Genomic DNA, 26,949 nt, shown 5'->3' on the forward strand with positions numbered 1-26,949 from the left:
AATTGTAGAAGATGATGAGGAACATTAAATTATTATCTGTTTTACTGCTATGTATGGCAGTGGTGTTTACGAGTTGCGGAACGTGGAATAACACGGCGAAGGGTACGGCGATCGGTGTAGGCGGTGGTGCCGCTGTCGGAGCTGGTGTTGGTGCCTTGGCCGGAAATACCGCATTGGGTGCCGTGATCGGTGCGGCCGTAGGTGGTACAGCCGGTGCGTTAATCGGTAAGAAAATGGATAAGCAGAAGAAGGAGCTGGAAGCTACCCTGCCTGAGGACACGAAGATCGAGAGCGTGAACAATGGTGAGGCCTTGAAGGTTACTTTTGACTCTGGTATCTTGTTTGCCACGAACTCGAGTACGTTGAGCGACGCTTCCAAGAGTGCCTTGCGTAACTTCGCTACCAGTTTGAAGGCCAATCCGGATACGGATATCCGAATCATCGGCTTTACGGATAACACCGGTAAGGTGGATTATAACCAGACCTTGTCCGAGAAACGTGCGAAGAGCGTTTACGATTACCTGATGATGCAGGGGGTAAGCACGGATCGTATGGTTTATGAAGGCAAAGGCATACATGATCCTGTGGCTAGCAATGACACTCCCGAGGGTCGTTCGTTGAACCGTCGTGTTGAGATCGTGATCTTGGCAAATCAGAAGATGATCCAAGAGGCTCAACAAGGAACGCTTCGATAAGTTTTTTTAAGCTATCCCTGCCGGAAGCGGACAGGTTATAGTGTATGAATTGGGGGACTGTCTTTTCGGGATAGTCCCTTTTTTGTTTAAATCGCAGGATAGGAAGGATGAAGAAGTTGATATATATTTTATTTGTGTTGATTACGATCGCTTTTGCCGTGGCGGCCATAGCCGGATTCGCTACCGGACGTATTAATCCGGAAGGGAAGGAGTGGATCTCGTTTCCCGGATTGGTGTTATTACCGGTATTGGCGGTCAATCTATGTCTTTTCTTGATGTGGTGTGTCTTTAGGAGTCATTGGTGCTGGGTACCTTTGGTGGCGTTATTGTTGAACTGGGAGTTTTTGATATCGATGTTCCAGATACGGGTCTTCCCTAAAGAGATTCCGATAGGGAAAGAAGCGGTTAAGGTGATTACCTATAACGTGAATAATTTCAATACGGACGGAAAGAAACAGCTTCCTAATATAGCGGATTGGCTGAGAAAGGAGGACCCGGATATCGTTTGCCTCCAAGAATGCCCTGTTGAATCGGCCCTGCGGATGGATTCTGTCGCCAAGACCTTATCGTTCCTACCATATTATTGCTCTACCCGTTCGGCTACGAAAGCGGCGGGCAACGCTATTTTCAGTAAATATCCGATCCTTCGTTTTGAGTCTATCCTATACCCGGAGTCTAGCAATAAATCCTTGTTTGCCGTCATGGATATCCAAGGGGATAGTGTTCGTGTATTTAATAACCATTTCCAAACGACTAGCGTGAATGCCGTAAAGCCTCGTCTTTACCAAGCCCATGCAGAGGGTAAACAATTGGAGGAAACCGAGGCCGCCTTCCATATGGCTTTTCAGATGAAGAAGAATTTCGTGAAACGGGCTACTCAGGCGGATTATATCCGTCAGATGTTGGATGCCGGGGAGGGGCCCGTGATTCTTTGCGGTGATTTTAATGATACACCGGCCTCTTATACGTACCGTACCGTGAAAGGTGATTTAACGGATGGGTTCCGTGACTGTGGCTCCGGTTTCGGGTACACCTTTCGTCAATTAAAGCGTATATTTCGAATTGATTACATAATTTATTCTCCTGATTTTAAGGGTGTAACTTATGATTCTCCTAATTTAGACTACAGTGACCATAAGCCCGTCGTATGGTTAGGATATGTTAATTAACACACCCAAAAGGATAGTTTTAGAACCTTTTTCAACTCATGCTGTTTTAATAGTGACTTATATATAAGCACAAATAATAGTATAAACTGTTTTAAACGTTAAAATGAGATGAAAAAGATTTTTCCTTTTTTTCTGTTAGTTCTTCTGCTGGCTTCTTGCCAAAAGGACCCGGACATGTCGAAATTGGACAATGATTTTCTGGTGTTCACGAATCATGATAAGGACGCGAAATTCGAATCGTTCACTACGTTCTACATTCCGGATAGTGTATTGGTTATCGGCACAAGCGAGAAACCTCAGTTCTGGACAGCCAATGAAGCAGACGATATTATCACTACGTTGGTGAATAATATGGAAAGCCGCGGTTTCAAACGCACGCTAGACAAAGATAACGCCGACTTAGGTCTGCAAGTTTCTTACGTACAAAGTACTCAATATTTCGCTGACTACAACGATGGTTACAACTACCCGTACTGGTGGTGGAACTATCCGGGATATTGGAGTCCGGGTTACTGGGGACCGGGTTGGGGAAATTGGTATTACCCGTATCCTGTAGTGTATAGCTATAGTGTAGGTTCCTTGTTGACTGAGTTAGTGGATTTGGATGCTCCTGCCGCTTCTAAGGCAGATGCTAAACTTCCGGTTCTTTGGACCGCTTACATGAGTGGCTTGTTGTCTGGTTCTGATAAATTCGACACTCAGCTAGCTGTTCGTGCTATCGAGCAAGCATTTGTACAATCTCCGTACGTAAAGAAATAATAATTCGAATGATTAAAAGTTTGAGGTTCTATGAAAAAGATAAATAAATTAATCGCTTTACTCATCGTTTGTATGGCGATGCCTGCTCTGGCTGGCGCCCAGGTTTTGAAAAACGCGTATTTTAATGTAGACTGGCAGATCAACTCTCCGTTCGGTCAAGACTTCTCAAAGAAGACTAGCGGTTGGGGTGCTCACGCTGAGGGTGGTTACTATGTGATTCCTAATTTCGCTATAGGTGCGTTCATCTCTTATCATACAAATAATGAGTATGTGGACCGCCAGACGATTCCGGTAAACTCAACATCCGTAATCACTTCCGATCAACAGCATTCTATCTTCCAGTTGCCTTTTGGCGCGGCTTTCCGTTATAACTTCGCTCCGGAAGGACAATTCCAGCCGTATGTTGGCGCTCAGTTAGGTGCTAGCTATAGTGAGATGTCTACCTACATGAACGTGTTGAAGGTTTACGATCGTAACTGGGGATTCTATGTAGCTCCCGAGATCGGTATGACCGTGTACTTCACACCTCAGAAACAGATCGGCGTACATATGGCCGCTTATTATAACTACGCTACCAACAAGGGGGATGTCCTCAGCTATCATATCGATGGTTTGAATAACTGGGGTATCCGCTTAGGTCTAGCGTTCTGATAGACAACGTTTGTTCTTTTAAGTGTTTTATGTAGTTTAGGGAAACGGAGGGCAGTGAATGTCTTCCGTTTCTTGCTTTTATAGGATCTGTAGTTTCACCCCGAATGAAAGGCTTAAATAATCTTTTGGCTTCAAGTAGCTGTTACCGATAGCGTTTATTATATACAAATCGCAGGTGCTCAACTCATAGAAGAAGCTGATGGATTTATGCCAGCTACTATTTGGATTCAGTTTGAGCGTGATCCGCTCCCCGATAAAGATATGGTTACGGATGCGGGTGGAGAACCAATAATATCCCGGGGGATACTTATTCGGTTGCTTGGCCCAGAAATCCCGGTCAAATAGGAAATTTACGTAGATACCGCAACAAAGAGGCTCGAAAGATACTTTTTCTCCCAGATCGATATTCCAAGGAAAATAGTTTTGTTTCAAGGTGAAAGTCACGTTCGCGTGATCATTCGCGTTGCGGGGGACGATACCCAGCAACATATCCGTTTCCCAATGATTCCGGTAATAATTCCAACCGGTACCCACGGAGAGCATCGCCATGGAACCTGCGAATTGTACTTTCGTATAGCGGGGGATGACCCGTTGCCATGCGTTCTCGTACCGTTGCACTCGTTTCGTGTATTTATCCTCTTGCGCATGGAGTGTAAGGGGAATATTGTCGAACTGTTCGTTCCCGGGAGGGGCGTGCATGACTACGATCGTGCGTTTATTACGGGTACTATCCGCTATCTCATTCTTTAGGAAATTAAAATCGGGTACCGGATGGGAATAATCATACTCGATAGCGTTCGTATTGAGGCATACGAATTTCACGTCGCTCACGACAAACGAGAAGTTCTCATTCCCAAAGATTTTACGAAATACTTGGTCGCCATTACCGATCACGTCGTGATTACCGATCAACCCTACGTAAGGCACTTTTAGTTTGGACAAGATATCATCGTTCCACTCGAATTCCTTCTTTAAGCCGAACTCCGTATAATCTCCTCCATGGATAATGAAATCGATGCTATCTAATTGATTAACGTACTTGACGAAATCTTCCGTCTCGTTATAACTTCGCTGGGTATCGCCCATAAAAATAAAACGGATCGTGTCCTTCCCTTCACAGACTTTCTCGATACGCTCGATATTGGTCGGGTTGATCTCCCGGGAAGTATCGGAATCCAGACGGCCGTCATACGGATGATAATCGATTAAGTCGCAAGCCGTGAGGAGCGTAGCGGCAGAAAGGCATATGTATTTCTTTAAAAGCATAGCATCCTAACTTTTTTATATGCAAAGTTAGGATGCTATCAGTACCAAAAAAGGTCATTTCTGAGCTTATACTGGTCTAAAATGTATATTCTATAAAGCGAATACTTGCTTTATTTCCGTGAAGTCAGATAATACGATATCGGCAGTCTCATTTCCTTTATAAGCGCTCCAACCAATACTTTTTAGCCAGATTGTCTGGCATCCGATCCGGGTGGCGGGGACGATATCCTTATCATAGGAATCACCTACGACAACAATCTCGTCGGCGGGAAATCCCAGTTTATCCACTCCTAATCGGAAGATCGCCGGGTCCGGCTTACGGATACCTACGACCGCCGATTCCACGATAGCGCCGAATAAATGATCCAAACCGAAATCTTTCAACACGGATTCTATGTTCCCATAGAAGTTCGATACCAATACCAATGGGCAACGTTCCGCTAATTGCTCCAGAATGGGGCGGGCGCTATCGATTGCCTTCCGGGCGTATTCGTAACACCAATCCGCTAATTGTTCCGGTAACTCCGGGGTAATCGCCTCGGCGGATAAATGCCCGTTCTCTTTCAGCCATTGGATTTGTAAATCGCTTTTCAAGCGCAACATATCCAGAAACGTATGATGAGGCTTCACGATCGGATTCTTTCCAAGCGTTCTTTCTCCATGTACATAGGCATCACGGAAAACCGCTTTGGATACGGGAACCTTCAAGGCCTCATACGCCATCCAGATCACCTCTGCCCAGTGCATGCCGTTACTGTCTATCGTTCCGCCGTAATCAAAGAGGATTCCTTTTACTTTGTCTAAATTGAACATAATCGAATGGGGTAAAAAAACGTTATAACTGTTTGCTGAAATCTTCACAAATATGCTCATGCTTTTTGATCATATAGAGCAACATCGAGTTTAATACGGTCAGCTCGAATACGAAATACAGCCAAGGCATGTCGATGAAAAGGCTGACAAACAAAGCGATCACCCGGGTATTGAATGATAGCATATTCGTATATTTCATTAATGGCAGGCTCTTTGTTCGAAAAGCCTTACGGAACCATTCCGGCGCTTGTCCGTTGTATTTCTCACGGATGATGTTCATCATGTGTTGGAATTTAGGTGTCCATGCTTCTTGACCTATCGTATAATTAATGTAGAAGGTCTCGAACAATTTATAGATAAAGTCATGTTTCCAACTCATCTTCTTATAATTCTCCTTCAATTGGGGAGAGTGGGAGAGCTCGCTACCCGATTTACCTTTCAAGAACAACAAGTGAATATTGCGATAATAATCCGCCATGGCCGCTTGCTTGCTATGGAAGAATCCCGTCGTAGCCGCCAATAGCCAGATCCATATTCCCCATTCCGGCGTGAGGCGTAAGCAGATTGCCGCGTAGATAGCGATAAACCAGAAATCGCCGGCGGCACCGTCCAAGATACGTCCCAAGGCACTTTTCTGTCCGGTCATACGGGCCAATTGTCCGTCTGCGCTATCATACGAGTTTGCCCAGATTAACAGTAACATGCCGATCACGTTGATAGCGAGGCTCTGGAAATAGAAACAGATACCTGCCGCTATGCCGATAAAGATGCTGGCGATCGTGATACTATTGGGCGATACCCCCAATTTATTAAAGAACAAAGCCCATTGGTAGCCAATAGGACGATAGAAATGAATATCGATAAACTCCTCGGTGTCCAAAGATTTTAAGGTTGACTCCAGACTGGGAGTAGACTTAGTCTCACTCATGATTGATTTTGTTAAAACGATTTAGATGTGTTCTCGCATAAGATCCCAGATACGACGTGCGATGTTTGGAGCCGCTTCTTCCCGGCAAGGGGCGAAACTAGGCCAATCATTGAAATCGATAATTCGCATGACACCATCCTCGGAGACGATGCAATCTCCCCCGTAAATATGTATGCTCAATACCTCGGCTGCCTTGTGGCAGAGCAGACGAAGCTGCGCTTCGTCGAAGGGGATCCCCTTCGCTGTACCATTGATAACTTCTAAGCCAAATTTACTATGATGCATGTTCGATGGATAGAACCAATAAAAGAAATCGGTTCCAGCTACCCCGTAAAATTTCACCAAATCGCCTACCAGATGCTCATTGATTACCGCCGACGGGATACCACGGATAGCGTATTCCTTCAATATGCTTTTCGCCTCTTCCGGGTTTCTCACGTAGGTGACGTCTTCCCGGTGGATGGCGTGGAAATCTCCCCGTTTGATCCAGCAATTAAAGAAACCGGCTTTCTCAAGGGCTTCTGTCGGATCCTCATCTGTCCGTAAGATTAAACTTTCCGGATGGGAGATATGATTGGATAATAGGAGGCGGGTCATTTTCTCACGGGTACAATTCTCGATCCCGTAACCCGAGTTCACCACGAAATAATTTTTATCCTCTAGTTCTTGCAGCTTATGGATGGACTTCCAGTCTCTTACCATATTAAAGATACCCTTTTCCTTCGGGTCTTGTAGCAGCAGATCCGATTCGATATATTCGTTTACATCGCATCCCAATTTTCGTAAATGCTGGGCTGTCAAGGCGAAGATCGCCGCGTCGTTGCCGATATGATTGGGGGAGAATTGATTTCCTCTGCGGATACCTGCTAAAGTTAATTTACTCATTGTTAGACAGTATTCTTTATGACTTTAAAAATGATTCGGCTTTCAAAATGTCATCGGCGTGATCCACGTCGATGATCTTGCTGAAAGGATAGGCCTTTAGCCTCAACCCCTCGGCGATGAGCTGCCGTTGATAATTGCGCATTCTCGACATTCCCTGCGAGATGGCGTTGTTCAATACACCCAGAGCCGGACGCCTCAAGCAATAGATACCTCCCGATATGTAACGGCAATCACCGTCTGCCTGATCTAGGAAATTCCGGATGTAAAGTTCGTTGTCTGTTTCTACATATAAGGGTTTCTCGTCGTCAATAAAATCAGTGACGGCCATCAATCCGTCCAGTTTATCCTCTTGGATGAACTGTTGGATATAGCCGCTGAACTCTTCTTCCTTGAAGATCGTGTCTACAGTAGTTAAACAAATCTTATCACCATCCAGATAATGACTCAGCTCGTAGAAGCTGTGCATAGAGCTGGGGGTGGATTTTACCAACAGGTAAAAGGGTATAGGTAGTCGCAGGGCCTTCAGGTAATCCTGTACCTCGGTCATCTCCTCGTTTACGATGATACTGATAGAGGTAGCGTTATTTTTCAAAAAAACGTCTATCAACCGGTCTATCAGAGCGACACCGTTGAGTCTAACCAGAGGCTTTGGCCACTTAACACCTTCTTGCGCCAAGCGGGAGCCTTCGCCGGCGGCAATGATCGCGTAATCCATAACTTTTATTAGTTCAAATAATAATTTCGCAAAGTTACGAGATTTCTGAGATAGTTTTAGGCTATATCGTTGATATAATTGGTCAAAATTTCTATAAATTAGGACTATTTGACTAGAACAACAAAGACGTTATAAAGAGCTTGAATGTTTTTTTGAAAATAATTATCGTTTTATAGTTGCTAATTCAAATAGAATGCTTTCCTTTGTGCCATGAACAAAAGATAGTTTGTATAGCTCTTTTATCTTTTAGCATTTATTCATCAGCGATGATAATACTTTCTTTTAGAGATTGACTTCACCAACCATCCTTGTTTTATTATTAATTTTTATTTTTTTATATCATTTTCGTATGAATATTTACATTGGAAACCTGAATTATCGGGTAAGAGAATCAGACTTACAACAGATTCTGGAAGAGTATGGTGTTGTAGACTCAGTTAAAATCATTGTTGACCGTGACACAAAACGTTCTAAGGGCTTCGCTTTCGCTGAGATGCCTAACGCTGCAGAGGCTCAAAAAGCTATCGAGGAGTTGAACCAAGCTGAGTACGAAGGTCGTCAGATGGTTGTTAAAGAAGCTATCCCTAGACGTTAAATTTTAGAAGAAAGAAATTTTTAAAATAAGACGAAAAAGCGGGGAAACGAGGTGAAAACTTCCGTTTCCCCGCTTTCTTTTTTCAGTGTATTTTGTTTATGTTCGCGAGAAATTTTAAGAGTGATGAAGAATATAGGTGTTAGGAGTCTCATTGTGGGTCTTTGCTTGATGGGATTGGGGAGTTGGTCTCCCTCGCTGAAGGCGCAGATCGCGGATCGTGTCTATAAGACGGATTATCATATCGACCCGGAGAAAGCCCGGGAGTTGTCCGTGGAGTTGGATAATATTAGCTTCTTCAAGGATAACGAGTATACGGGTAAATTTACCAAAGGGTATTCGTTGCCGGGGCTTTGGGTACAAGGCAAAGCGGTTTATTATCCCTTGCGGAATATCAAGTTGGAGGCGGGTGTCCATATGTTGATCTATCATGGGGCGAATAAATATCCGAGCATGGCTTATCAGGATATCGCTTATTGGAAGGGAGACCAATACCAAAAAGGGGTACATGTGTTGCCCTATTTCCGGGCGCAGATGGCCCTCTCGGATCATGTGAACATCGTGCTGGGAAATATTTACGGCGCTTCCAACCATAATTTGATAGAGCCTCTTTATAATCCGGAGTTGAATTTGACCTGCGATCCCGAGGCGGGCTTGCAGTTGTTATATGACTCGAAGGCTTTCGACTTGGATGTGTGGGTGAACTGGCAGAGCTTTATTTTCCGGGAGGATGTGCATCAAGAGGCGTTTACCGTCGGGATCTCTTCACGGGTAAAGTACAACGACCCGGCTTCCCGTTTCCATTTCTATACGCCGGTGCAAGGATTGGTGCAGCATAGGGGAGGCGAGATCGACACGATCTTCAACAATTCTGTGCAAACCTTGATGAATGGCGCGATCGGTGTCGGAGGTGTATGGAATACCGGACATCGTATTTTCAAGAACTTGAACGTGGAACTGGATGCTACCGGTTATTATCAGCAAGCGGGAGAGATATGGCCTTTTGACAGCGGATATGGCTTGTATGCCCGTGCTTCCGCCGATATCTATGATTTTCGGGTGAAAACGTCGTATTGGACCTGCAAGGATTTCATCTCTATGTTTGGTAGCCCGTTTTTCGGGGCGGCCTCGATGATTGATGAGGGGGTTACGTTCGACCGTCCGCAAATGATCTATCTGGGGGTGGAATATTCCCGGCAACTAACGAAGGGTTTCTCGATAGGGGTAGATGTGGACGTTTTTCATCATCTCTCCGGAGATATGAATGATGCGGATGCAGTAAAACAACCGATGGGAAGCGCCACGAGTTTTACGGCAGGGGTTTACATGCGTATCAATCCGTCTTTCTTGATTAAAAAATTCTGATCATTACCTTCATACATAAACACAGTAGTATTCGATTGTGAATACTACTGTGTTTTTCTATGAATACTATTGTGTTCAGCCGTGAATACAATAGTGTTTTTATTCAATTACTAAATCAATCTTTTTCAGTGTCTTATCGTCCGAGGAACCTCCATATAGGATTTGGTATTTACCCGGGCGAACCTCCATGGTCTGCGTATTGTCATTGAAGGATTGGAAAGCTTTCGGTTCCAATTGGATGCTAACCGGTTGTTCGCTGCCAGCCTTCACGTTCACACGTTTGAATGCTTTCATCGCTTTTAGCGGTCCGGCAGGATCGTTCGGGTTCTTGATGTAGATCTGAGCGACCTCGTCACCATCCATCTTGCCTGTATTGGCGATATCGAAGGAGAGGGTAACCGATTCGTTGGAAGCGATCTTATCCTTTGACAACTTAGCGTTCTTATAATCGAATGTTGTATAGCTCAAGCCATAACCGAACGGATAAAGCGGAGTCTGCGTCATGTAACGATAGGTACGGCCTTTCATGCTGTAATCTTGGAAGTCCGGAAGCTGGTCTACGGATTTATAGAACGTGATCGGCAAGCGTCCGGCCGGGTTATAGTCTCCGAATAAAACGTCGGCCACGGCTGTCCCACCTTCTTGTCCGCCATACCAAGCGTTCAAGATAGCGTTTACATGATCGTTCTCCCAGTTCAATGCCAATGCGCTACCTGTACATACCACGTATACCACAGGCTTTCCGGTGGCTACCAAGGCTTTAACCATTTCCTTCTGTACGGCTGGGATCTCGATATTCGTGCGGTCGCCTTTCCGGAAACCTTCAGCGTCTACCGGCATTTCCTCACCTTCCAGACGTGGAGAGATACCACCTACGAATACGATGACATCAGCGTCTTTAACCTTGCTGGCCGTAGCTTGGAAATCTACGGGTGTGCGTACGCCTACCGTAAAGTTCAGGTCAGCGCTACCCGTGCGTTGCATGTATTCGATCTTTATGGGATATTTCTCACCTTTCTTAGCGTTTAGCGTATAGAGTTTTTCCGCTCCATATTCGTTTTCCCATACCTCGGCGACTTTAGCCGTATCGATATACAGGCGGAATGCGTCGTTTCCGGATAGTTTGAACTCGACAGGACCATCTATCGGAGACTCGAATTCACCCGTAAAGCGAGCCGTGAAATTCGTCAAGTTCACGTTCGGGGCGAATTGGGTGTTACCTCCGGTGGTATAATGAAGCTCTTTCGCTAATCCCTTGTAGGCGGGGGTACCCTCGAACTCGGTATTGTTGAAGAATTCGGAGGCGAAACCCTGTCCCGCCGTGGAAGATACGTGGCTACCTAGGTCTGTCACGACAAAATCGGCGGTATGGTTGCAACCCAGCTCGTAGATAACCTCTGCGTTCGGGACTTTATTGCGGATACCTTCCACGATCGTAACGGTCTTGCTAGGGAAGCCATTGTAGTTGGCCCATAGCATGGTAGAGTCCGCCGCGTTCGGTCCGACTACGGCGATCTTCTTGATATTCTTGTCCAGAGGAAGCATATTATTCTTGTTCTTCAACAAAACGATACTTTTACGTGCCATATCCAGTGCCTTGGCGATATGCTCCGGGCTCTCGACTACGCTGTAAGGTATCTTAGAATAAGGAACCTGCTCGTCCGGATCGAACATACCTAGCTCGAAGCGGCCTTTCAGCAGGCGGCGTAAGGATACGTCCAGATCTTTCTCCGAGATCTTACCGTCGGCCAAGGCTTTGTTTAGCGCACGGTAGCTACCGCCACATTCTAGGTCGGTACCGTTCAATACGGCGTCGGCGGATGCGCTCTCAGCGTCCGGGTGCGTCTCATGACGAGGCGTATTCTTGTCTTTCCTCCAGAAATCATCGATAGCTCCGCAGTCGGAGAGGATGATATTGTCGTATCCCCAACTGTTACGCAAGATATCGATCAATAATTTGTCGCTGCTACAGCAAGGTTTACCCTCGAAACGGTTGTAGGCGCACATTACCTCTTGTACATCGCCTTCCTTAACTAATGCCTCGAAAGCTGGAAGATACGTCTCGTACAAGTCACGAGGGGTAGCTTCTGCGTTGAATTCGTGGCGGTTCCATTCCGGGCCGCTGTGTACGGCGTAATGCTTGGCGCAAGCGTGTGTCTTATAATAATTAGGATCATCGCCTTGCAATCCGCGGGTTACGGCTACACCCATCTTCTCGGTCAAGTAAGGGTCCTCGCCATAGGTTTCCATACCCCGTCCCCAGCGAGGGTCACGGAAGATATTGATATTCGGGGTCCAGAAAGTAAGACCTTTGTAACGGTCGTACTCCTTGTCTTTCTGGTATTGGTGGTATTTGGCACGGGCCTCGTCGCTGACCATCGTGAAGGTCTCGTGAACGGCGTTATCGTCGAAGGTAGCCGCCATGGCGATCGCTTGCGGGAATACGGTCGCACGTCCGGCACGAGCCACACCGTGAAGAGCCTCGTTCCACCAGTCGTAAGTCGGGATTCCCAAACGCTCGATGGCGGGGGTTACGTTCATCATTTGGCCGATTTTCTCCTCCGGTGTCAGCCGGGATAGTAAGTCGTCGATACGTTCCTCCAAGGGAAGTTCCGGATTCCGGAAAGGGTAATCTTGTTGTTTTTCACTACAAGAGGCGGTGAGTAGGAGGGTGATCATCGCTACTGTCAGTTGTTTCATTTTCATGTTATTAAATTTTAGATATTGTTTATCTTACATTATTACTTATTGTAAACTATTTTAAGATAGATCGTTATCTTTGATATTGATGATGCAAAACTACGATTTTAGAAGCATTTTTTCAAACAGGAATACTTAAAATAGGTTACTTTCGTGGTTATTCATTTAAAAGCCCTACTTTTGCCGTAACAGATTAAAACACGAAAGAATGATGAAGAAGTATCTATTTTTGTTACTAATAGGGGCCGCTAGTTTGACGGCCTGCGGAGACGATGACGATCCCGTTGTTCCGGAATTGAATAAGCTAACGAAAGTTTCTTGTTATAAAGATGGAGCTTCAAGCCCGCTTTTTACCGCTGATATCAATTATACGAGCGATGGCAAGATCTCAAATATAAATTTGGGAGTGGATAAGTTATTGTTCATTTATTCGGATGGTAAATTCTCTGTCACGGGCATTCATTCCGGTGAGGTTATAGAGGAATATACATTAAGCGGAAATGTAATTACAAGTAAGAAGATCTCTCAAGAGAATCCATACGCCAGCAACGAGATCTATGTAAGCGATGAATATTCCTATCGTTATTCAGGCTCGAATTGGGTGTTGACTTCTTGGAATGCCCGTTGGCCGAAAGAGTTTGGGACGGGATACGAGGAGAGAAGTTATCCGGAGTACGAGAAATATACATGGGAGAACGGCAACGTGGTTCTATATGCCCAGTCATTGGATAGCCGGGAGATGAGGTACGAGTATAGCGTGGCGGAGGCTCCTAAGAACTTCCCTCTGCGAGTGATCGGTTCTTTCTCGCCGGTTGGCTTTGAGTCTGTAACTCCTCTGAACTTGTTATATGGTATCCAGAACCGGAATCTTCCGATCCGTGCCTACACCTATACGATCCCTAACCAGAGCGAGGTGAAAGCTGAGTACAAATACACCTATACCACCGTGGGAGATTATATAACGGGTATGACTATCGATGAGAATGACGGAGGAACCGCAAGCTCTTATAAGTATACTTTCGAGTATAATTTCGCCGTGAAGTAAGGAGACATGCCTTGTTTGGTTTAATTAACATACGCATATGCAGCATTTCCGCCCTAAAACGCATTTCTAATTTTATAGAATTAAAAGGTTGATTAGTTTAATTGATAAACTTAGAAAGGAAGTATTATGAACGGATTCTTTAATTTTAGGAAATTAGTTGTAGGTGTAATGGCGGCTACTTGTTTTATGGGGTTTCAATCTTGCTTGGACGATGATGATGATTATCCTTACAGTAAAGTGTTGCCGAATGCGTTGGTGACGGTTAAGCCGGTCGATGATGGTTCATATTTTCTTCAATTGGATGATAGCACGACCTTGTTGCCTGTCAATATGACCTCTTCTCCCTTCGGGCAGAAGGAGGTGAGAGCGTTGGTGAATTTTGACGAGACGAACGAGTCTAGCGGAATTTACAGCAAGGCCGTAAATATTAATTGGATCGACAGTATCCTTACAAAACCAATCGCTCCGGATTTGGGGGTGACTAGCAACGATTCGATCTATGGCTCCGACCCTGTGGAGATCGTGAACGATTGGGTTACCATCGCCGAGGACGGATATCTGACACTCCGTTTCAGGACGATCTGGGGAGACCGCAATAAGGCTCATTTTGTAAACCTACTGACAGGCAAGGACCCGGAGAATCCTTATGAGGTAGAGTTCCGCCATAATGCTTATGGCGATGTATATGGCGCATATGCGGATGGACTGGTCGCTTTTAAATTGGATAGCCTTCCGGATACGAATGGTAAGACGGTTAAGTTGAAATTAAAATGGAAGTCATTCGATGGCGATAAGTCTGTGGAATTCAATTATTGTTCACGCAAGTCTACTCCGGCAAAAGCATCCATAGCTGCCGAGAGAAGCGCCTTAAATTTGAAATAGGTCGGTTTGATCGTTTAAATAGATGGGGATTTGGCAGGGAGTGAATCTCCCTTGCTTTTTGAAAGTTCTTTCCTAGTGATAGGGAAGGACTTTTTTTATGGATAGAAACAAAAAAGGACTCTTCTTAGAGTCCTTTTTATTCGTGGGCAGTGATGGATTCGAACCACCGAAGGCGAAAGCCAGCTGAGTTACAGTCAGCCCCATTTGGCCACTCTGGTAACTGCCCATTCCAATATGTTTTCTTGAGCCTCTTGTCGGATTCGAACCAACGACCCCGAGATTACAAATCACGTGCTCTGGCCAACTGAGCTAAAGAGGCATCTGTTATTTGTTTGCGGGTGCAAAGGTAGTAATAATATCTTACGATGCAATAGCTGGAGGCATTTTTTTCAAAAGGGAACGAAAAAAACCGTCCGGGAAAACTCTCGGGCGGCTCTTCTCTACACGTAACTTACATCAAATTAAATCAATATCTCTTACCAACGGTTTCCCAGTCGATAATCCCCCACAATGCGTTCAAATGATCCGCACGGCGGTTCTGGTAATCCAGATAGTAAGAATGCTCCCATACATCGAATCCCATGATCGGAGTCAATCCCTTAACGACCGGGTTACTACCGTTGGGTTCTTTGGTAATTGAAAGTTTGCCGTCTTTATCTTTAGCCAACCATACCCATCCTGAGCCGAACAAGCCTGTACCGGCAGCCACGAACTCTTTCTGGAAGTTCTCGAACGATCCCCACGTAGACTTGATAGCCTCGGCTAGCTTACCCGTAGGCTCGCCACCTCCGTTCGGGGAGAATTGGGTAAAATATAGATTGTGATTCAATACTTGGCCGGCATTGTTGAAAATGGCTCCGTCAGACTCACGAACGATCTGCTCCAGCGGAGCGTTCTCGAATTTCGTGCCCTCAATCAGCTTATTAAGGGTATTTACATAGTTCAATAAATGTTTTCCGTAATGGAAATCAATTGTTTGTTTGCTGATAACTGGTTCTAAACCGTCGTTTGCGTACGGTAACTGGATTAACTCGAATTTCATAACTTCTTCTTTTTTATCTGTTATTTGACTATTTGTGATCATTAATAATAAACTTAAACATAATGTAAGCATTGTCTTCTAGTTTTTTATGTTGATTTACTATATAAACAGAGCCGAGGGGATGAAAGTTCTGGGTTCGGTGATGATTTTTTAGTGAAAATATGTTTGCGGCTAAAGTTTTATAGGGAAAACTATGCGTTATATATCGCGAAAGTTTCTATTTTTGTGCGCTCTTAAGCTTTTATTAATTAGTAAAACATATTTGTAGATGGTAAAGAAAGTTGGGAATTTAATTCCAAACACCTTTTTTATTACAAAAGGAAGTGGCGAATCAGACTTGGAGAAACACGCTGGTTCTTACCACATGGCTCTTTATGACGCCGGTATCTCTGATTTTAATATCATGACGTATTCGTCAGTGATACCCGCTACGGCACATCTGGCAACCATGGATGAACTAGACCTTCCTCCATTTGGTTCGGAAATGAAAACGATCATGGCTGTATCCCATGGATATCAGGATGAGTTCGTGTCTGCTGGTGTGGTTTACGCATGGATGTATAAGGATGAGAACTTTGATGAGAAGGTTGGTGGCCTTGTGTGTGAGGTCAGCGGACGTTACCGTATCGAGGAGCTTGAGTCTCGTCTGATCCGTGTTATCAACGATCTTCATCAGAAGACGTATGGGAAGTATTATCTTGGAGAGCTTAACTTTATCACCGAGGGAATCACGATCGAGAAACGCTATGGAACGGCGTTGGCCGCCCTTTGCTTCGTGGATTTCCTTCAACCGGAGATCGAGGAATAAGCCGTGTTGAGTATTTTTTGTGATATTTATAGAGCCGGTTCCTTTCAAGAGCCGGCTTTTTTGTTAACTTTGAGCAACAAAAAACATATAAATATTGTTTTCGTGATATGAAAAAGATAATTAATCCGTGGGAAGGGCTGGACGGTTATATGTGTTTCGGTTGCGCTCCGAACAATCCGCTGGGGCTGCATATGGAGTTTTTTGAGGATGGTGACGATATCGTGGCGTTCTGGAAGCCTCAAGGTACTTACCAAGGATGGCTGCGTACGTTGCACGGAGGTATACAGACTACGCTGATGGATGAGTTGGCCGGCTGGGTGGTCTTGCGGAAGTTGCAGACCTCCGGGGTGACTTCACGCCTCGACGCCAAGTTTATGAAGAGTATCTCTACGGACGAGCCCCAGCTGACGATACGGGGACGGATGACAGACCGGAAACGGAACGCCATCTTCATAGAGACCGAGATCTATAACTCGGCGAATGAGTTGTGTACCCGTGCCGAGATGGTTTATTTCATCACCCCGCAAGAACGTGCGATGGAGGAGTTTGGTTTTTGTGGGTGTAAGACTGAGGATGAACATTAGTATAAATAAAAAGAAAAGTTAGGTTATTATGAAGTATGTTGGGGCTCACGTGAGTGCGGTCGGTGGGGTTGAGAATGCCCCCGTTAATGCCCATGAGATCGGTGCGAAGGCTTTTGCCCTTTTCACCCGGAATCAGAGGCAATGGAAGTCGCAGCCGTTGAAGGCGGACAGTATCCATTTATTTAAGGAGCGGTGTGAAGCGTACGGTTACGATCCGGGATGTATCTTGCCGCACGATAGCTATTTGATCAATCTGGGGAACCCGGACGCCGAGGGATTGCAGAAATCCCGTGACGCTTTTCTGGACGAGATGACACGCTGCGAGCAACTGGGACTGAAAATGCTGAATTTCCATCCCGGAAGCCATTTGGGGAAGATGGAGGTGGATACCTGCCTGTCTCGCATCGCCGAGTCGATCAATATCACGTTGGCTCAGACGAGTGGCGTATGTGCCGTGATAGAGAATACGGCGGGGCAAGGCTCGAACTTGGGATATACCTTCGAGCAGATCGCCTATATTATAAACGAGGTAGAGGATAAGAGCCGGGTGGGAGTATGCCTCGATACGGCGCACACGCTTGCCGCCGGTTACGATATAAAGACACCGGAGGGATTTTCCGAGACATTCCGTCATTTCGACGAGGTGGTCGGCTTTTCTTATTTAAGGGGGATGCACTTGAACGATTCTAAAAAGGAGCAGGGATCACGTGTGGACCGGCACGAGAGTATCGGTAAAGGCTTGATGGGCCTTGATACCTTCCGCATGATCATGGCGGACCCCCGTTTCGACAATATGCCCTTAATCCTAGAGACCCCGGACGAGGCGCTTTGGCCGGAGGAGATACAGCTTCTATATAAACAATTAAAATCTTGATTATATGTTCATTTTAATGCCTGTCATTTTTGTCTTAGGAATCCTCGCTATTGCCTTGGAGGATAAGATCAAAATAAATAAAGCGGCCATAGCGTTGTTCATGGCTATCTCTATGTGGATGATATTGATGTTCGATGCCTACAATATTTTCGTCGAACGCTCTAGTACGATCTTTCAAGAGTTCTTGACCCAGAACCCGGAGATGGCCAGCTTGCCCCCGCATGAGCAATTTATTAATTTTATATCGAACCGTGCGATTGTTTATCATTTAGGAAACGTCTCCGAGACGCTTTTCTTCGTGATGTGTTCCATGTTGATCGTGGATATCGTGGATAAGCATGGTGGTTTTAGGGCCGTGACCGGGTATATCCGTACGCCGAATAAACGTAAGCTGTTGTGGTATATAAGTTTCGCTACTTTTTTCTTCTCCGCCTTGTTGGATAACTTGGCAGCCGCTATCGTGATCATGGCGGTGTTGCGTAAGCTGGTACCGGATCGTACGGATCGTTTGAAATATGCCTGTATGGTGATTATAGCGGCGAACGCCGGTGGCTCATGGTCGCCGATTGGTGATGTGACGACCATCTTGCTTTGGGTCGGAAAGAATATCTCGGCGATGCACCAGATCTCTCACGTATTTATCCCCGCTTTGGTTAATATGTTGGTGCCGTTGACGATCGCCCATTTCTGGTTGTTCAAGAAAGGATCTACCTTGCGTGTGTTGAGCGAGGAGGAGCAAGGCGACGAGTACATACCAGAGATACCGAACCGCTCACGTCGGATGATCTTTGTGATCGGCGTGCTTTCCTTGGCGTTGGTGCCTGTCTTCCAGATGGTGACGAACTTGCCGCCGTTCTTGGGCGTCTTGCTGGGATTGGTGATCCTTTGGTTCTATACGGATTTGATGTATAGCAAGCTGCATATGCATGAGTCCCAGAAACTCCGTATTTCCCAATTGTTGCCGAATATCGATTTGGCTACGATCTTCTTTTTCTTGGGGATCTTGATGGCCGTGGGAGCATTGGAGACTTCCGGGCAGCTAGGGATCATGTCCGCTTTCTTGGATAAGCATGTGCATGAGCCGTATCTGATCAGCTTCGTGATCGGTGCCTTGTCCTCCTGCGTGGATAACGTAGCCTTGGTAGCTGCTACGATGGGTATGTACCCGATCGTGGAGCAGGTGGCCGACTTATCGCCTTATGCCCAGTTCTTCGTATCGGACGGTGGTTTCTGGACCTTCTTGGCTTATTGCGCCGTGACGGGTGGTAGCATCTTGATCATCGGATCGGCTACGGGCGTTACGGTAATGGGATTGGAGAAGATCGATTTTATGTATTATACGAAACGGTTCTCTATCTTGGCGTTGATCGGCTATTGTTGCGGCGCCGGTGTATATATGCTTTTATTTGCTTAAAACTTTATTTATATGAAGAAGAGTTGGATTTTATTAACCGCTTGCGCCGCCCTGTTATCCGGGGTGGAGGCTATCGCCTGTACCGGTTTGCTGGTGGGCAAGAAGGCTTCGACAGACGGTTCGGTAATGATTAGTTATGCGGCGGACTCGCATTCCCTGTATGGGGAGATGTATCGTTGGCCCGCCGCTACATGGCCGAAGGGCGCCATGTTGGAAGTGAAGGAATGGGATACGGGGAAACCGCTGGGCAAGATCGCCCAAGTGGAGAAGACCTATTCCGTAGTGGGTAACATGAACGAGCATCAGGTGGCTATCACGGAGAGTACGTTCGGAGGACGCCATGAATTGGTGGATACGACGGGTATCATGGATTACGGTAGCTTGATCTACATCGCTTTGCAACGTTCCAAGTCGGCTCGTGAAGCGATCAAGGTCATGACGGACTTAGTAAAGGAATATGGCTATTACAGCAGTGGCGAGACGTTCTCTATCGCCGATAAGAACGAGGCTTGGGTGATGGAGATGATCGGCAAGGGACCGGGTAACAAAGGTGCCGTTTGGGTAGCGATCCGCATCCCGGACGATTGTATCTCGGCGCATGCCAACCAGTCCCGTATCCAGCAGATACCGTTTGACGATAAGGAGAATTGCATGTACTCGCCGGATGTGGTTTCTTTCGCCCGTGAGAAAGGATATTTCAAGGGAAAGGACGCTGATTTCAGTTTCGCCAAGGCTTATTGCCCGTATGATTTCAGCGCCTTGCGTGGATGCGAGGCTCGTGTATGGTCTTTCTTCCGTAAATATGATACCACGATGGATCAGTATATGGATTTTATCAAGGGTGATCCTTCCAAGGAGCCGATGCCTCTGTATGTGAAGCCGAATCGTAAGCTTTCCGTTCAAGACGTACAGAATGGCATGCGCGACCATTACGAGGGAACGGATCTGGATATGACGAAAGATGCCGGTGCCGGCTCGTATAAGGTTCCTTACCGCTGGCGGCCGATGACGTTCGAGGTAGACGGGCAGGAATATACGAATGAACGTGCCATAGCGACGCAACAAACGGGCTTCGTGATTGTTCCACAAATGCGTAACTGGTTGCCGGACGCTATCGGTGGTATCTTGTGGTTTGCCGTGGACGACGCTGATATGGCGGTCTTCACTCCTGTATATGCGTCGGTAACGGATGTTCCGGAGTGCTATCGGGTGGGAAACGGCGATTTGCTGAACTTCTCTTGGACTTCCGCTTTCTGGATTCATAACTGGGTGGCTAATATGGCTTACCACAAATATAGCTTCATGATTCAGGATATCCGTAAGGTACAGCAGGAGTTGGAGAATGGTTATCAAGAGACCGTACCGGCTATCGATAAGGCGGCTCAGGAGTTGTATGCCAAGGACCCGGCGGAGGCTGTCAAGTTCTTAACGTGGTATAGCACGACTAATTCAGACTCCGCTACCGCCCGCTGGAAGCAATTGGGTGAGTATTTGCTGGTAAAATACATCGATGGAAACGTGAAGAAAGAGGTGAACGGACAGTTCAAGCGTAATCCGTACGGCCAGCCTGCGTCTCCCGATTTTCCCGGATATGACGAGGACTATTACCGTAGCATCGTGAAGAGTGCCGGCGATCGACTGAAAGTAAAATAAATACCAATAATAATCTAATGTTGAACTAAACGAAAGAAAGCGTATGAAAAAGTTTGTAATGATGCTGATGTTAGCAGTCTTTAGTCTGGGAGCTTATGCGCAGACGCAGCAAGGACAATCTGCCGTGGGATTTAACATCGGTTATGGATTCGATTCGAAGAATGCCACGTTAGGAGTTGATTACCGCTATTGTATCACGGATGCGGTACGTTTGAGCCCCTCTCTTACTTATTTCGTAAAGAATGATAATCACAGCACTTGGGCGATCGACTTGAATGCTCATTATGTAGTGAAGTTAAGTGAGATGTTCGGTTTTTATCCATTAGCGGGGCTTAGTCTGTCCTTTTGGAATTGGGATGCGGGCCATGGCCTTTCTCATAACGAGACTCGTCTGGGAGCCAATATCGGTTTAGGCGGTGAGGTTTATGCTACCGACAATCTTTCGATAGGATTGGAGGTGAAGTATAATATCATCAAGGATTTCGATCAGGCCATGCTGGGTGTTCGCGTAGGATATAGTTTCTGATCCCAATATAGTCACAGCCCCACGGCAGTACTGCCGTGGGGTTACACCAGTACTGCTTCCGGCTCTCGCCGATACTGGTGTAGCCCATTGACGGTACAGGCGTTTCCTTTATTCCTTCATTCCTTCACCGGCTCCTACACACACACGCACGTATACGCATACGCGTATTATTAATGTACGCATACATGTGTGTGGGTGTGTGTAAAGGGGTAGGTGAAGGAATGAAGGAAATAATCATTTCCTTTTTCTCGATTGCTTACCATCTCAAATAATCCTCGAACGTGACTTTCTCGAAATTGGGGATTACCTCATATACTTTATCTCTTAAAGATTCCGCCGGATTCGTCGTACTTAACCCGATGACACGCATCCCTGCGTCCTTCCCGGACTGTATGCCGTTGAAAGAATCCTCGAATACGATACAATCCTCGGGAGATACGTTCAAGTCTTTCGCCGCCAATAGATAACACATCGGATCGGGCTTACCTTGCGTGATGCGGTCGGCGGTCACTAGGGTATCGAATAGATTGTCCAGATGTAGAAGCCCGAAAGCCCGTTTCACCTTCGCGTTATCCGAGCTGGTAACCAAGCCTATCTGTACGCCGTGCTCCTTCAGCATACGGATGAACTCGATGGAGCCGGGCATGGGAGGCAAGGGCATCGTCTTCTCATACTCTGTAGATTCTTTGGTCACCATTTGGCGGAACTCCTCCGTATATCCGGAAAAATACTTCTCCAGAATATACGGTAGGGTCGTACCCTTTATAATATCAGCGAAATTATCGATACCTAAGCCATAACGTTTAGCGGCATCGTTCCAGAATAAATCGTAAATAGGTTCCGTATCTACTACTACGCCGTCAAAATCGAACAAGGCGGTCTTTAGTTGTTTCATATAAATAATCATTTAATATTTATATCGCGAAGATACGTCTATTTTTTATGAAATCGATTATCTTTGTGGACGCACACATTGCTTGATTATATACATTAAAAATAAATAAGACATGAAGACACTAGTAATTTGTACCGCCATGAGCGCTATGATCCTTTGCGCCTGCGGTGGAAAAAACACGCAAAGTACGGAAGAGACAGCTAAGGTAGTACCGATGGCCGTAATTACACCGGCGATCAATCAATTGACCGACCAAGAGAAAGCCGAGGGTTGGGCGCTCCTTTTTGATGGTAAGACAACGAAAGGCTGGCGTGGAGCGCACAAAGACGCTTTCCCGGATCACGGATGGATGGTGAAAGATGGCGAATTGATCGTGCAGAAATCCGACGGTAGCGAGTCTACGAACGGAGGCGATATCGTTACGGAGGGTGAATATTCCGCCTTTGAGTTCAGCGTGGATTTTAAGATCACCGAAGGGGCCAACAGCGGTATTAAATACTTCGTGACCGAGCAAGAGAAGCAAAAAGGCTCCGCTTACGGCTTGGAGTTCCAGCTATTGGATGACGCTAAGCACCCGGATGCCAAGCTTTACACGACTTTCCCCGGTAGTCGTACCCTTGGAAGCTTGTATGATCTGAAGAAAAGCGAGAACATCCATTTCAACGGCGTAGGAGAGTGGAATACGGCCGTGGTGAAGGTATTCCCGAACAACCACGTAGAGCACTGGCTGAATGGTGTGAAGGTATTGGAGTACGAGCGTGGCAGCAAGGAGTTCCGTGATTTGGTGAAGGGCAGTAAATACGCTGATCCATCTTATAATGCGGGTGGTGCTTTCGGCGAGGCTCCGAAAGGACACATCCTTTTGCAGGATCATGGGGATGAGGTAGCGTTCCGCAATATCAAGGTGAAGGAGTTGAAATGATCGCCTCGTGACTAATTTTTCGTAACAAAAGGGTGCCGATTTAAAAAAAGTTGTTACTTTGCGGCGGATTTAGACTACTAACTTTAAAAGATAACAGACAAATACCATGATTTGGAACGAAACTATTGAATGTATGGACCGTGAGGAAATGCGGAAACTACAGAGCCTACGGTTGAAAAGAGTTGTTGAACATGCTTACCATAACTCCCCGTTTTATCGTAAGAAAATGCAGGAGATGGGCATTACTCCCGACGATGTACAGACAATAGATGATATAACGAAATTACCGTTCACGGTAAAACAAGACTTGCGTGATAATTATCCTTTCGGCTTGATGGCCGTGCCGATGTCCGAGATTGTCCGTCTGCATGCCTCTTCCGGTACGACAGGTAAGCCTATCGTCGTGGGATATACCCGTAAGGACTTGGGTATCTGGGCCGAGGTAGTGGCTCGCTGCCTGACCGCCTACGGTTTGACAAGGAACGACTCCGTGCAAGTATCCTACGGCTACGGAATGTTCACCGGAGGTCTGGGCGCCCATTGCGGCGTGGAGAATATCGGTGGTACAGTGATCCCGATGAGTAGCGGTAACACCCAGAAACAAATCCAGTTGATGCACGACTTCGGCGCAAAGGGCTTGGCTTGTACGCCCTCGTACGCCTTGTATCTGGCGGAGACCATCCACCAGTCCGGCATACCCTTGGAGGAGTTCCAACTGCGTGTCGGGGCATTCGGTGCCGAGCCTTGGACGGAGAATATGCGTAAGGAATTAGAGACGAAACTAAATATCAAGGCTTACGATATCTATGGCTTGACGGAAATCTGCGGTCCGGGCGTTGGAGGCGAGTGTGAGTGCCAGAACGGTACCCACCTGTGGGAAGACCATTTCTTCCCGGAGATCGTGGACCCGAATACCTTACAACCGGTGGAACCGGGACAAGTAGGAGAGTTGGTCTTCACCACGCTTACGAAGGAGGGTATGCCGATGCTTCGTTACCGTACACGTGATTTGACCTCGCTGACTTACGAGAAGTGCGCCTGTGGACGTACGGCGGTTCGTATGGGACGTATTTTAGGTAGAAGTGACGATATGTTGATTATTCGTGGCGTAAATGTTTTCCCGTCTCAGGTAGAATCCGTAATTTTGGAGCTGCCGGAGTTCGAGGCGCATTACCTGATCGTGGTGGATCGTATGAACAATACCGATACTTTCCAGATACAGGTGGAGGTTCGCCAAGAATACTACTCGGACGAGATGAACAAGATGATCGCCTTGAAAAAGAAGATCGCCGCCCGCATGCAGAGCGTGATCGGTTTGCAACCGGACATCAAGATCGTGGAGCCGCGTAGTATTGAACGTAGTATGGGTAAGGCAAAACACGTGATCGATAAACGTAAGTTAGTATAACCTCTAAAAGATTAAGTACTATGTTAATAAAACAATTATCAATCTTTCTGGAAAACAAGAAAGGCCGTTTTACGGAAGTCGCCAAGATATTAGGGGAGGCAGGGGTCAATATGTCCGCTTTCACGGTAGCCGAGAATTCCGATTTCGGTATCCTTCGCCTAATCGTATCCGATACGGAGAAAGCGATATCCGTGCTTCGTGAAAAGTTATACGCTGTAAGCGTGGCCGACGTGGTATGCTTGCATTGTCCCAACCAGCCGGGAGCCTTGGCAAAGGCGATGGATATCATTACCTCGGCCGGGATCTTCATTGAATATATGTACGCTTTTTCTCAAGGCGACGCTGCTAACGTGATCATCCGTCCGGACGATGTCAATAAGTGCGCGGAGGTTTTGAAAGCGAATAAATTGGAATTGATCGCTGCTAGCGATTTATATAAGTTGTAAATATTAACGTTTTGGGTTTCATTTATTCGCCTAAAAGCACTAATTTTGCACGCTAAAAGTATGTGAATGAAAAAGGTTGTATTTTTACTGATGATGATGACAGTACTATTATCCTCTTGTGGAGAGTATAATAAGATACTGAAGAGCACGGATTACGAATTGAAATATTCGTACGCGAAGAAATACTTCAACGCGAAGCAATACTCGAAATCCGCTACTCTGCTGGATGAACTGGTTACAATCTTTAAAGGAACAGCTTATGCCGAGGAGTCCTTGTACTTGTTGGCGCAAAGCTATTACGGTCAGAAAGATTATCAGACGGCTTCGCAATACTTCGAGACCTATTATACGACCTATCCGAAAGGGGAGTTTACGGAATTATCCCGTTTCTATTCCGGTTATGGTTTGTATCTGGACTCTCCGGATCCCCGGTTAGACCAGTCGCAGACGTATAAGGCGATCGAGCAGTTGCAACTTTATTTGGAGTATTATCCGCAAAGTGAACGGGCCGAGGAAGCGCAGAACATCATGTTCGAGCTTCAGGAGAAGTTGGCTTACAAGGAATTGATGGCCACCCGCTTGTATTTCAATCTAGGTACCTATATGGGGAATAACTTCCAGTCTTGCGTGATCACGGCGCAGAACGCCTTGAAGAATTACCCGTATTCCAAGTATCGTGAGGAATTCATGTTCCTTATCATCCGTGCGAAGTACGAGTTGGCGCTAGTATCCGTAGAGGAGAAGTTGCAGGGCCGTTACCGGGATGTGGTTGACGAATATTACAACTACATGAACGAGTATCCGGAAGGTAACTACGTAAAGCAGGTAACGAAGTTCTACGACTATGCCAGCAAGCGAATTACAGATGCATATTAAGCGAATTTAATCAATAAAACGAAAATGGATTACAGAAAATCAAACGCTCCTACCAATACGGTAACCCGTGACATGATGAAGTTAAGTGAAGAAACGGGTAACGTATATGAGACAGTCGCTATCATTTCAAAACGGGCGAATCAGATTAGTGTTGAGATGAAACAAGATCTGGAAAAGAAACTTCAAGAGTTCGCTTCTTACAATGACAACTTGGAGGAAGTCTTTGAAAACCGTGAGCAGATCGAGATTTCACGCTACTATGAGAAACTTCCGAAATCAACGTTGATCGCCGCTCAAGAGTACGAGGATGGCAAGGTTTATTACAAGAATCCTGCTAAAGAGAAGAATAACTTCTAAGAAGAAATATTTTTGAACATCGGAAAGGCTGACCCTCAAATGAGTCGGCCTTTCCATTTAAAACGAACTAATTACCATGTTACAAAGAATACAAACTGTTTACCTGCTAATTATCGTGGCGCTTACGGTCGCTACCTTATTCTTGCCGTTGGCCGTGTTGCAACAAGGAGACGCTCTCTTCTCGTTCGATGCTAGCGGGTTGAGCACGATGATCGGTGAGCCGGAATTACTATACCCGGCGTGGGGCTTATTTGCCTTGACCGCTATCATCGCTATCATTGCCTTGGTGACGATCTTCTTATATAAGAAAAGAATCCTGCAAATCCGTCTTTGCGTGTTCAACGCATTGCTGATATTGGGCTTTTATGGTTTCTTCGCCTTCTTGATCTATTCCTTGAAGGGGGATATGAAAGGTGCCAGCGTAAGTGTTAAGATCGCTCTTTCCTTCCCGTTGGTCAATCTGATCTTGGATTATCTGGCGATCCGTAATATCGGGGCCGATGAGGCGCTGGTACGTTCCTTGGATCGTTTGCGTTAAGGCTTTCCAGATAAATCATTGGGTATAAGATATTAGGTAAGGGACTCTTTTTGTCAAGGGCCCCTTATTTTATGTCCGGAAAAGTATAATACATAAGACAATATTATTTTGTATATGAAACAATATTGTTTTTCGGTGAAA

Annotated in this window: 28 protein-coding genes and 2 tRNA genes; 20 read left to right on the forward strand and 10 right to left on the reverse strand. The window is 46.0% G+C overall.

Annotation, left to right across the window (positions count from 1 at the left end; all coding sequences use genetic code 11):
- The first annotated feature begins 14 nt into the window (after positions 1–14).
- The 4 genes from NBH16_RS02740 to NBH16_RS02755 all read left to right on the forward strand — a co-directional run bounded on the left by NBH16_RS02740 (position 15) and on the right by NBH16_RS02755 (position 3,274).
- Complete coding sequence (locus NBH16_RS02740) at positions 15–695, forward strand: YiaD family glycine zipper/OmpA-like lipoprotein (RefSeq protein WP_005856698.1); 681 nt, start codon at positions 15–17, stop codon at positions 693–695.
- A 107-nt stretch (positions 696–802) separates the two neighbouring features.
- Positions 803–1,864, forward strand: a complete 1,062-nt coding sequence (locus tag NBH16_RS02745) for an endonuclease/exonuclease/phosphatase family protein (protein WP_250788076.1) — start codon at positions 803–805, stop codon at positions 1,862–1,864.
- A gap of 108 nt (positions 1,865–1,972) precedes the next feature.
- Positions 1,973–2,623, forward strand: coding sequence for a DUF4136 domain-containing protein (locus NBH16_RS02750; RefSeq protein WP_005862113.1), 651 nt, complete (start codon positions 1,973–1,975; stop codon positions 2,621–2,623).
- A 30-nt stretch (positions 2,624–2,653) separates the two neighbouring features.
- Positions 2,654–3,274, forward strand: coding sequence for an outer membrane beta-barrel protein (locus NBH16_RS02755; RefSeq protein ID WP_005862115.1), 621 nt, complete (start codon positions 2,654–2,656; stop codon positions 3,272–3,274).
- A 78-nt stretch (positions 3,275–3,352) separates the two neighbouring features.
- Here the strand turns inward: NBH16_RS02755 and NBH16_RS23545 are convergent, their stop codons facing one another.
- From NBH16_RS23545 to NBH16_RS02780, 5 genes are all read right to left on the reverse strand, one after another.
- Positions 3,353–4,540, reverse strand: coding sequence for a metallophosphoesterase family protein (locus NBH16_RS23545; protein ID WP_250788077.1), 1,188 nt, complete (start codon positions 4,538–4,540; stop codon positions 3,353–3,355).
- A 90-nt stretch (positions 4,541–4,630) separates the two neighbouring features.
- Complete coding sequence (locus NBH16_RS02765) at positions 4,631–5,353, reverse strand: HAD family hydrolase (protein ID WP_048927347.1); 723 nt, start codon at positions 5,351–5,353, stop codon at positions 4,631–4,633.
- Positions 5,354–5,375: 22 nt separating this feature from the next.
- Positions 5,376–6,281: a CDP-alcohol phosphatidyltransferase family protein gene (locus NBH16_RS02770; protein ID WP_048927346.1), complete on the reverse strand. Its 906-nt coding sequence runs from the start codon at positions 6,279–6,281 to the stop codon at positions 5,376–5,378.
- A gap of 21 nt (positions 6,282–6,302) precedes the next feature.
- Positions 6,303–7,166: an ATP-grasp domain-containing protein gene (locus NBH16_RS02775; RefSeq protein ID WP_122115030.1), complete on the reverse strand. Its 864-nt coding sequence runs from the start codon at positions 7,164–7,166 to the stop codon at positions 6,303–6,305.
- Between the two features lie 16 nt (positions 7,167–7,182).
- Complete coding sequence (locus tag NBH16_RS02780; protein ID WP_005856716.1) at positions 7,183–7,881, reverse strand: nucleotidyltransferase family protein; 699 nt, start codon at positions 7,879–7,881, stop codon at positions 7,183–7,185.
- 349 nt (positions 7,882–8,230) lie between these two features.
- On the opposite strand from NBH16_RS02780, the gene rbp reads away from it, so the two are divergent.
- Positions 8,231–8,476 (forward strand): RNA-binding regulator, encoded by a 246-nt coding sequence (rbp, locus tag NBH16_RS02785; protein WP_005856718.1) that lies wholly within the window; start codon positions 8,231–8,233, stop codon positions 8,474–8,476.
- A gap of 123 nt (positions 8,477–8,599) precedes the next feature.
- A complete protein-coding gene (gene lpxZ / locus NBH16_RS02790) occupies positions 8,600–9,838 on the forward strand; it encodes an LpxZ family protein (protein WP_250788078.1) in 1,239 nt (412 codons plus the stop codon).
- 99 nt (positions 9,839–9,937) lie between these two features.
- Here lpxZ and xyl3A read toward each other — a convergent pair whose 3' ends face one another.
- On the reverse strand, positions 9,938–12,544 hold the full coding sequence (xyl3A, locus tag NBH16_RS02795) for a xylan 1,4-beta-xylosidase (RefSeq protein WP_250788080.1): 2,607 nt from the start codon (positions 12,542–12,544) through the stop codon (positions 9,938–9,940).
- 205 nt (positions 12,545–12,749) lie between these two features.
- Between xyl3A and NBH16_RS02800 the strand changes: the two genes are divergently transcribed.
- Both NBH16_RS02800 and NBH16_RS02805 read left to right on the forward strand, forming a co-directional pair.
- Positions 12,750–13,583: a DUF5032 domain-containing protein gene (locus NBH16_RS02800; RefSeq protein WP_005856724.1), complete on the forward strand. Its 834-nt coding sequence runs from the start codon at positions 12,750–12,752 to the stop codon at positions 13,581–13,583.
- Between the two features lie 126 nt (positions 13,584–13,709).
- Positions 13,710–14,465 (forward strand): NigD1/NigD2 family lipoprotein, encoded by a 756-nt coding sequence (locus NBH16_RS02805; protein ID WP_005856726.1) that lies wholly within the window; start codon positions 13,710–13,712, stop codon positions 14,463–14,465.
- Positions 14,466–14,608: 143 nt separating this feature from the next.
- On the opposite strand, the gene NBH16_RS02810 is transcribed toward NBH16_RS02805, so the two are convergent.
- The 3 genes from NBH16_RS02810 to NBH16_RS02820 all read right to left on the reverse strand — a co-directional run bounded on the left by NBH16_RS02810 (position 14,609) and on the right by NBH16_RS02820 (position 15,579).
- Positions 14,609–14,691: transfer RNA gene (locus NBH16_RS02810), tRNA-Tyr, on the reverse strand.
- A 19-nt stretch (positions 14,692–14,710) separates the two neighbouring features.
- Positions 14,711–14,784: transfer RNA gene (locus NBH16_RS02815), tRNA-Thr, on the reverse strand.
- A 147-nt stretch (positions 14,785–14,931) separates the two neighbouring features.
- Positions 14,932–15,579 (reverse strand): superoxide dismutase, encoded by a 648-nt coding sequence (locus NBH16_RS02820; protein WP_005862137.1) that lies wholly within the window; start codon positions 15,577–15,579, stop codon positions 14,932–14,934.
- Between the two features lie 196 nt (positions 15,580–15,775).
- Between NBH16_RS02820 and NBH16_RS02825 the strand changes: the two genes are divergently transcribed.
- From NBH16_RS02825 to NBH16_RS02850, 6 genes are all read left to right on the forward strand, one after another.
- Positions 15,776–16,315 (forward strand): pyruvoyl-dependent arginine decarboxylase, encoded by a 540-nt coding sequence (locus tag NBH16_RS02825; protein ID WP_005856730.1) that lies wholly within the window; start codon positions 15,776–15,778, stop codon positions 16,313–16,315.
- Positions 16,316–16,422: 107 nt separating this feature from the next.
- Positions 16,423–16,899 carry a PaaI family thioesterase gene (locus tag NBH16_RS02830; RefSeq protein ID WP_005856732.1) on the forward strand — a complete coding sequence of 159 codons (477 nt, stop codon included), beginning with the start codon at positions 16,423–16,425 and terminating at the stop codon, positions 16,897–16,899.
- Between the two features lie 28 nt (positions 16,900–16,927).
- Positions 16,928–17,773, forward strand: a complete 846-nt coding sequence (gene nfo / locus NBH16_RS02835) for a deoxyribonuclease IV (RefSeq protein WP_057327723.1) — start codon at positions 16,928–16,930, stop codon at positions 17,771–17,773.
- A gap of 4 nt (positions 17,774–17,777) precedes the next feature.
- Complete coding sequence (gene nhaD, locus NBH16_RS02840) at positions 17,778–19,187, forward strand: sodium:proton antiporter NhaD (protein WP_005856736.1); 1,410 nt, start codon at positions 17,778–17,780, stop codon at positions 19,185–19,187.
- 12 nt (positions 19,188–19,199) lie between these two features.
- Positions 19,200–20,840 carry a dipeptidase gene (locus NBH16_RS02845; protein WP_008772095.1) on the forward strand — a complete coding sequence of 547 codons (1,641 nt, stop codon included), beginning with the start codon at positions 19,200–19,202 and terminating at the stop codon, positions 20,838–20,840.
- A gap of 43 nt (positions 20,841–20,883) precedes the next feature.
- Positions 20,884–21,366, forward strand: coding sequence for a porin family protein (locus NBH16_RS02850; protein WP_008772096.1), 483 nt, complete (start codon positions 20,884–20,886; stop codon positions 21,364–21,366).
- Between the two features lie 256 nt (positions 21,367–21,622).
- Here NBH16_RS02850 and NBH16_RS02855 read toward each other — a convergent pair whose 3' ends face one another.
- Complete coding sequence (locus NBH16_RS02855) at positions 21,623–22,261, reverse strand: HAD family hydrolase (RefSeq protein WP_005856741.1); 639 nt, start codon at positions 22,259–22,261, stop codon at positions 21,623–21,625.
- Between the two features lie 112 nt (positions 22,262–22,373).
- Between NBH16_RS02855 and NBH16_RS02860 the strand changes: the two genes are divergently transcribed.
- The 6 genes from NBH16_RS02860 (at position 22,374) to NBH16_RS02885 (ending at position 26,808) form a co-directional block, all read left to right on the forward strand.
- Positions 22,374–23,183, forward strand: coding sequence for a 3-keto-disaccharide hydrolase (locus NBH16_RS02860; RefSeq protein ID WP_005856744.1), 810 nt, complete (start codon positions 22,374–22,376; stop codon positions 23,181–23,183).
- A 106-nt stretch (positions 23,184–23,289) separates the two neighbouring features.
- Positions 23,290–24,591, forward strand: coding sequence for a phenylacetate--CoA ligase family protein (locus tag NBH16_RS02865; RefSeq protein WP_121961036.1), 1,302 nt, complete (start codon positions 23,290–23,292; stop codon positions 24,589–24,591).
- 20 nt (positions 24,592–24,611) lie between these two features.
- Positions 24,612–25,037 (forward strand): ACT domain-containing protein, encoded by a 426-nt coding sequence (locus NBH16_RS02870; RefSeq protein WP_005856748.1) that lies wholly within the window; start codon positions 24,612–24,614, stop codon positions 25,035–25,037.
- A 66-nt stretch (positions 25,038–25,103) separates the two neighbouring features.
- The gene (locus NBH16_RS02875) at positions 25,104–25,913 is read left to right on the forward strand and encodes an outer membrane protein assembly factor BamD (protein WP_005856750.1); all 810 of its coding nucleotides are present in this window, start codon (positions 25,104–25,106) and stop codon (positions 25,911–25,913) included.
- Positions 25,914–25,937: 24 nt separating this feature from the next.
- Entirely contained in the window at positions 25,938–26,270 is a 333-nt protein-coding gene (locus NBH16_RS02880) for a DNA-directed RNA polymerase subunit omega (RefSeq protein ID WP_005856752.1), read from the forward strand.
- Between the two features lie 76 nt (positions 26,271–26,346).
- The gene (locus NBH16_RS02885) at positions 26,347–26,808 is read left to right on the forward strand and encodes a DUF4293 domain-containing protein (RefSeq protein ID WP_196009412.1); all 462 of its coding nucleotides are present in this window, start codon (positions 26,347–26,349) and stop codon (positions 26,806–26,808) included.
- Positions 26,809–26,949: the final 141 nt, after the last annotated feature.

This window comes from Parabacteroides sp. Y3-G-102, from assembly GCF_023656845.1.
Classification (GTDB): domain Bacteria; phylum Bacteroidota; class Bacteroidia; order Bacteroidales; family Tannerellaceae; genus Parabacteroides; species Parabacteroides distasonis.

Bases quoted from the DNA above. Each gene is read 5' to 3' on its own strand.
- NBH16_RS02740 (WP_005856698.1), top strand. From the start codon at position 15: ATGAGGAACATTAAATTATTATCTGTTTTACTGCTATGTATGGCAGTG.
- NBH16_RS02745 (WP_250788076.1), top strand. From the start codon at position 803: ATGAAGAAGTTGATATATATTTTATTTGTGTTGATTACGATCGCTTTT.
- NBH16_RS02750 (WP_005862113.1), top strand. From the start codon at position 1,973: ATGAAAAAGATTTTTCCTTTTTTTCTGTTAGTTCTTCTGCTGGCTTCT.
- NBH16_RS02755 (WP_005862115.1), top strand. From the start codon at position 2,654: ATGAAAAAGATAAATAAATTAATCGCTTTACTCATCGTTTGTATGGCG.
- NBH16_RS23545 (WP_250788077.1), bottom strand. From the start codon at position 4,540: ATGCTTTTAAAGAAATACATATGCCTTTCTGCCGCTACGCTCCTCACG.
- NBH16_RS02765 (WP_048927347.1), bottom strand. From the start codon at position 5,353: ATGTTCAATTTAGACAAAGTAAAAGGAATCCTCTTTGATTACGGCGGA.
- NBH16_RS02770 (WP_048927346.1), bottom strand. From the start codon at position 6,281: ATGAGTGAGACTAAGTCTACTCCCAGTCTGGAGTCAACCTTAAAATCT.
- NBH16_RS02775 (WP_122115030.1), bottom strand. From the start codon at position 7,166: ATGAGTAAATTAACTTTAGCAGGTATCCGCAGAGGAAATCAATTCTCC.
- NBH16_RS02780 (WP_005856716.1), bottom strand. From the start codon at position 7,881: ATGGATTACGCGATCATTGCCGCCGGCGAAGGCTCCCGCTTGGCGCAA.
- rbp (WP_005856718.1), top strand. From the start codon at position 8,231: ATGAATATTTACATTGGAAACCTGAATTATCGGGTAAGAGAATCAGAC.
- lpxZ (WP_250788078.1), top strand. From the start codon at position 8,600: ATGAAGAATATAGGTGTTAGGAGTCTCATTGTGGGTCTTTGCTTGATG.
- xyl3A (WP_250788080.1), bottom strand. From the start codon at position 12,544: ATGAAAATGAAACAACTGACAGTAGCGATGATCACCCTCCTACTCACC.
- NBH16_RS02800 (WP_005856724.1), top strand. From the start codon at position 12,750: ATGAAGAAGTATCTATTTTTGTTACTAATAGGGGCCGCTAGTTTGACG.
- NBH16_RS02805 (WP_005856726.1), top strand. From the start codon at position 13,710: ATGAACGGATTCTTTAATTTTAGGAAATTAGTTGTAGGTGTAATGGCG.
- NBH16_RS02820 (WP_005862137.1), bottom strand. From the start codon at position 15,579: ATGCTTACATTATGTTTAAGTTTATTATTAATGATCACAAATAGTCAA.
- NBH16_RS02825 (WP_005856730.1), top strand. From the start codon at position 15,776: ATGGTAAAGAAAGTTGGGAATTTAATTCCAAACACCTTTTTTATTACA.
- NBH16_RS02830 (WP_005856732.1), top strand. From the start codon at position 16,423: ATGAAAAAGATAATTAATCCGTGGGAAGGGCTGGACGGTTATATGTGT.
- nfo (WP_057327723.1), top strand. From the start codon at position 16,928: ATGAAGTATGTTGGGGCTCACGTGAGTGCGGTCGGTGGGGTTGAGAAT.
- nhaD (WP_005856736.1), top strand. From the start codon at position 17,778: ATGTTCATTTTAATGCCTGTCATTTTTGTCTTAGGAATCCTCGCTATT.
- NBH16_RS02845 (WP_008772095.1), top strand. From the start codon at position 19,200: ATGAAGAAGAGTTGGATTTTATTAACCGCTTGCGCCGCCCTGTTATCC.
- NBH16_RS02850 (WP_008772096.1), top strand. From the start codon at position 20,884: ATGAAAAAGTTTGTAATGATGCTGATGTTAGCAGTCTTTAGTCTGGGA.
- NBH16_RS02855 (WP_005856741.1), bottom strand. From the start codon at position 22,261: ATGAAACAACTAAAGACCGCCTTGTTCGATTTTGACGGCGTAGTAGTA.
- NBH16_RS02860 (WP_005856744.1), top strand. From the start codon at position 22,374: ATGAAGACACTAGTAATTTGTACCGCCATGAGCGCTATGATCCTTTGC.
- NBH16_RS02865 (WP_121961036.1), top strand. From the start codon at position 23,290: ATGATTTGGAACGAAACTATTGAATGTATGGACCGTGAGGAAATGCGG.
- NBH16_RS02870 (WP_005856748.1), top strand. From the start codon at position 24,612: ATGTTAATAAAACAATTATCAATCTTTCTGGAAAACAAGAAAGGCCGT.
- NBH16_RS02875 (WP_005856750.1), top strand. From the start codon at position 25,104: ATGAAAAAGGTTGTATTTTTACTGATGATGATGACAGTACTATTATCC.
- NBH16_RS02880 (WP_005856752.1), top strand. From the start codon at position 25,938: ATGGATTACAGAAAATCAAACGCTCCTACCAATACGGTAACCCGTGAC.
- NBH16_RS02885 (WP_196009412.1), top strand. From the start codon at position 26,347: ATGTTACAAAGAATACAAACTGTTTACCTGCTAATTATCGTGGCGCTT.